The organism is Rahnella sp. ChDrAdgB13, from assembly GCF_017655185.1.
Lineage (GTDB): Bacteria > Pseudomonadota > Gammaproteobacteria > Enterobacterales > Enterobacteriaceae > Rahnella > Rahnella contaminans.
Window position 1 is genome coordinate 1 of the sequence record NZ_JAEMGT010000106.1, and the last position, 2,895, is coordinate 2,895.

Below are 2,895 nucleotides of genomic sequence, written 5' to 3' on the forward strand. Positions count from 1 at the left end.
GCAAAATATCAATGATCTCAGCCGCGACACGGAACATGCCAACGACAGCATCAGCCCAATTTTCGATAAGGAGAAAGAGCAGAACCGCCTGAAACAGGCCCAGCTTATAGGGGAGATTGGCGTTCAGGCGATGGATATTGCTCGAATGCAGGGTGAGGACTATCGGATGCCAAGCACCGCAAACCGTAGTGACCCTATTGAAGAGCAGAAACAGATAATCATCGGGGAACTGGTCAGCACCGCCGTAATCACGTGACATGATGATTCTGAAGGTACTGAGTGTAGATGTCGATCCGCAGCAACGATGTTACGCTTTATAAAAGCTTACTCACTAATTTGATAAAGAAAAATGCATCGCTGAAACTGCTGATACCTCTGAATAAGCTTTTAAACGCTATATTCGCTCTGAAGTTGGTTTTCAGGGCAGATTTATCCTGAACATTATTCCTATACAATCCCAAAAAATGCCGCGTTTCAACCAGCGCATGCCTGAATAAAGGGAGCCTGATATCTTGATTTTTCGGCTGACCCGCAAGACGAATAATCTCGGCGATCACCTCTACGTAACTGGCTGCCCGTATATCGTAGTAATCGCCCCGATGGGTGATGGACTCCGTGTTGTAGATATAGGTGTAGTCCTTGATGTCCGAGAAATAGAAACGTCCATTTTCCAGTGCCAGATTAATGGTCCAGAGAATGTCTTTGTGACTTTTACCAGATTGGAAAGATAGAGCGTGTTGTCTGATATAAGACGACCTGATGAGCTGCAACCATAGGTAATGCGGCCATTCATGGCGAGTGACGCAGTGTCTGATCCAGTCGTGGCCAGACAAGCATTGTTTATAAGGCTGTTGAGAATGCGCAGCAGTTTTGGTTGTACCAGTGCCAGTAGACCAGGCATTGCAGATAACCACATCAGCTTGAGCTTTTTTCGCCATTTGCCAGCGGGTGTAAATGAAGCCGTCTTTGACGTCGTCATCTGCATCAAGAAAAATCACCCATTCGCCACGATGAATGGCTATCGCAGCATTTCGGGCAGCGTAGACCCCGCAATTTTCCTGTTCAACGAGAATAACTCTGTCGTCGCAGATACCCTGAACAATACTGCCGGTACCATCGCGAGAGCCATCGTTGACAATGATAAGTTCGATAACAACATTGTTTTCGCTGAGGATTTTACTGGCAAGGCGCTCAATGGTCTCTGCGGCGTTATAGACAGGGATAATGACGCTGACGTCGATCACGGACTGCTGGTCTTGCTGAATGAGCGCCATTTAATCTTTGTGCCTTTTGACTGGTATTTCTCTTCTTTCCCGGATTTCCAATTGAATGTCGTATAAGCATTCATCACAGAGTTCTTTATCTAGTGAAAATAGCCGTTCGATGAAATTTCTTTTTTTATTACAGCGGGCACATCTTTTCATTTTCATCTCTTCACGGCTGCATCGTTCGAGCATGGCGGCCTGGTGTTGGCGTACTCATCTGATGCAATAATGGTTACCTGAGGGACGATTAGTTTCTGGCATCCCTGCAGTGATGACGTAGCAAGCCCCACAGCTGTAAGTCGCCGTGATACAAAGCCATTTATCGTCAACAATGAAAGCCAAGGATAACCAGAGAGATTGCTGAAAAGATAATCGTTTTGATAGATCGATAATTGGATTTCGATCGTTATCGCCGATCGATGCACTGCAGCGAGTGATAGTCGTTTGTTGCGTGATATATCCCAGCCACTTTTTTGAGTGGATGTTCTAACCTGAGTTACTTTGCAAACTTTTCAGACAAGGTCAGCGTATTTCTATTTTTAACTTCAGTGCAGTACAAGGTGTTACCGCAGTGGGGACAGTGTTTTAGTCCGAAGAATTCGTAATCACACATCACGCAGATAAAGTGCTTAGGTTGAGGATTTCCCAAATGAAAGGATTCATGTAGGGCTGTTGCCCGAGTAACAGTGGAGAGTTGCGCGGGTCTGTGGGGTAAAAGCAAATAGGGGCATTCTTCTAAACGGTTGATGTCGCTATTTTCAAGGTCGTGTTCGAAAAACCGACCTTCCGCATGCGTGATTCGAAAATGCAGGGGGTTTAAGCAGCCCTCGCAGTAACAACACAGCGATGCTGGCAGAGGATATAACTCTGCTTTGACCCATCTGCCATCATGGGTAACGGCATGCTTTATTTTCTTAAATTGCATAGATGCACCTTTTGCCGTGCCCGGCTGTAGTTATTGGGCGGTTTTTCCGATAAATAAAAAGATTGCAATACGATTGGAAGTGTTAGGGCTCAGCCCACCCATGATGGGGGAGAGGGCTCACTCAAGGCGGGATCTGACCCCACAAGTTGTAAAATGCGAAGAACACATATTCCTCAATCAGGTTATGCAGATTCGGTGTCTTCTCTGGGTGTGCGTTCAGTAGCAACACCCGGTGATTTACTCGTTCAACTGGGTGAAGAGAAGCTTCATGCTGCGCTGGTGCCAGCAGAGGAAAGTACTCCGGATCGTTCGCAAGCAAGCCGTAAAAGTAAGCGAGCGCAAACCTCTCCAGATGCCAGGGTTCATCGTAAAAATGTGAACTTAGCGCCAGCAAGTCATCGGCGAGCTCTGACCATCCCAGCCTTTGACATTCTGCTCGCAGCAATGAGAAGTAGAATTGCGGGCTCTGTATGAAATGTTCAGGCCGCACGTGTCTAAGCGCTGCATCGTGCGAGACCAGATGATCTGACTGCTGCATTTGTCTAAGCGTTAGCAGGTGAGCGATGAAAACCGGTGCGATAATCTGACAGGTGTGACGTCGCTGTTCAGTAAAACCACACTGATACATCCCCAGCGGCTTTGTTGAATAAATCGGATTTAGATAAAAGCTCCCCTCGTCGCTGACTTTCTCAGGCAATCCTTACG

Annotated in this window: 3 protein-coding genes and 1 pseudogene; 1 reads left to right on the forward strand and 3 read right to left on the reverse strand. The window is 46.8% G+C overall.

Annotated features, from left to right (window positions below; genetic code table 11):
* Window positions 1-256, forward strand: a pseudogene (locus J8X26_RS27760) (hypothetical protein); the annotation flags it as partial.
* 58 nt (window positions 257-314) lie between these two features.
* On the opposite strand, the gene J8X26_RS22530 reads toward J8X26_RS27760, so the two are convergent.
* The 3 genes from J8X26_RS22530 to J8X26_RS22540 all read right to left on the reverse strand — a co-directional run bounded on the left by J8X26_RS22530 (window position 315) and on the right by J8X26_RS22540 (window position 2,887).
* On the reverse strand, window positions 315-1,274 hold the full coding sequence (locus J8X26_RS22530; RefSeq protein ID WP_208952013.1) for a glycosyltransferase: 960 nt from the start codon (window positions 1,272-1,274) through the stop codon (window positions 315-317).
* 487 nt (window positions 1,275-1,761) lie between these two features.
* The gene (locus tag J8X26_RS22535) at window positions 1,762-2,190 is read right to left on the reverse strand and encodes a putative zinc ribbon protein (protein WP_208952014.1); all 429 of its coding nucleotides are present in this window, start codon (window positions 2,188-2,190) and stop codon (window positions 1,762-1,764) included.
* A gap of 121 nt (window positions 2,191-2,311) precedes the next feature.
* Window positions 2,312-2,887, reverse strand: coding sequence for a hypothetical protein (locus tag J8X26_RS22540; RefSeq protein ID WP_208952015.1), 576 nt, complete (start codon window positions 2,885-2,887; stop codon window positions 2,312-2,314).
* Window positions 2,888-2,895 lie beyond the last annotated feature (8 nt).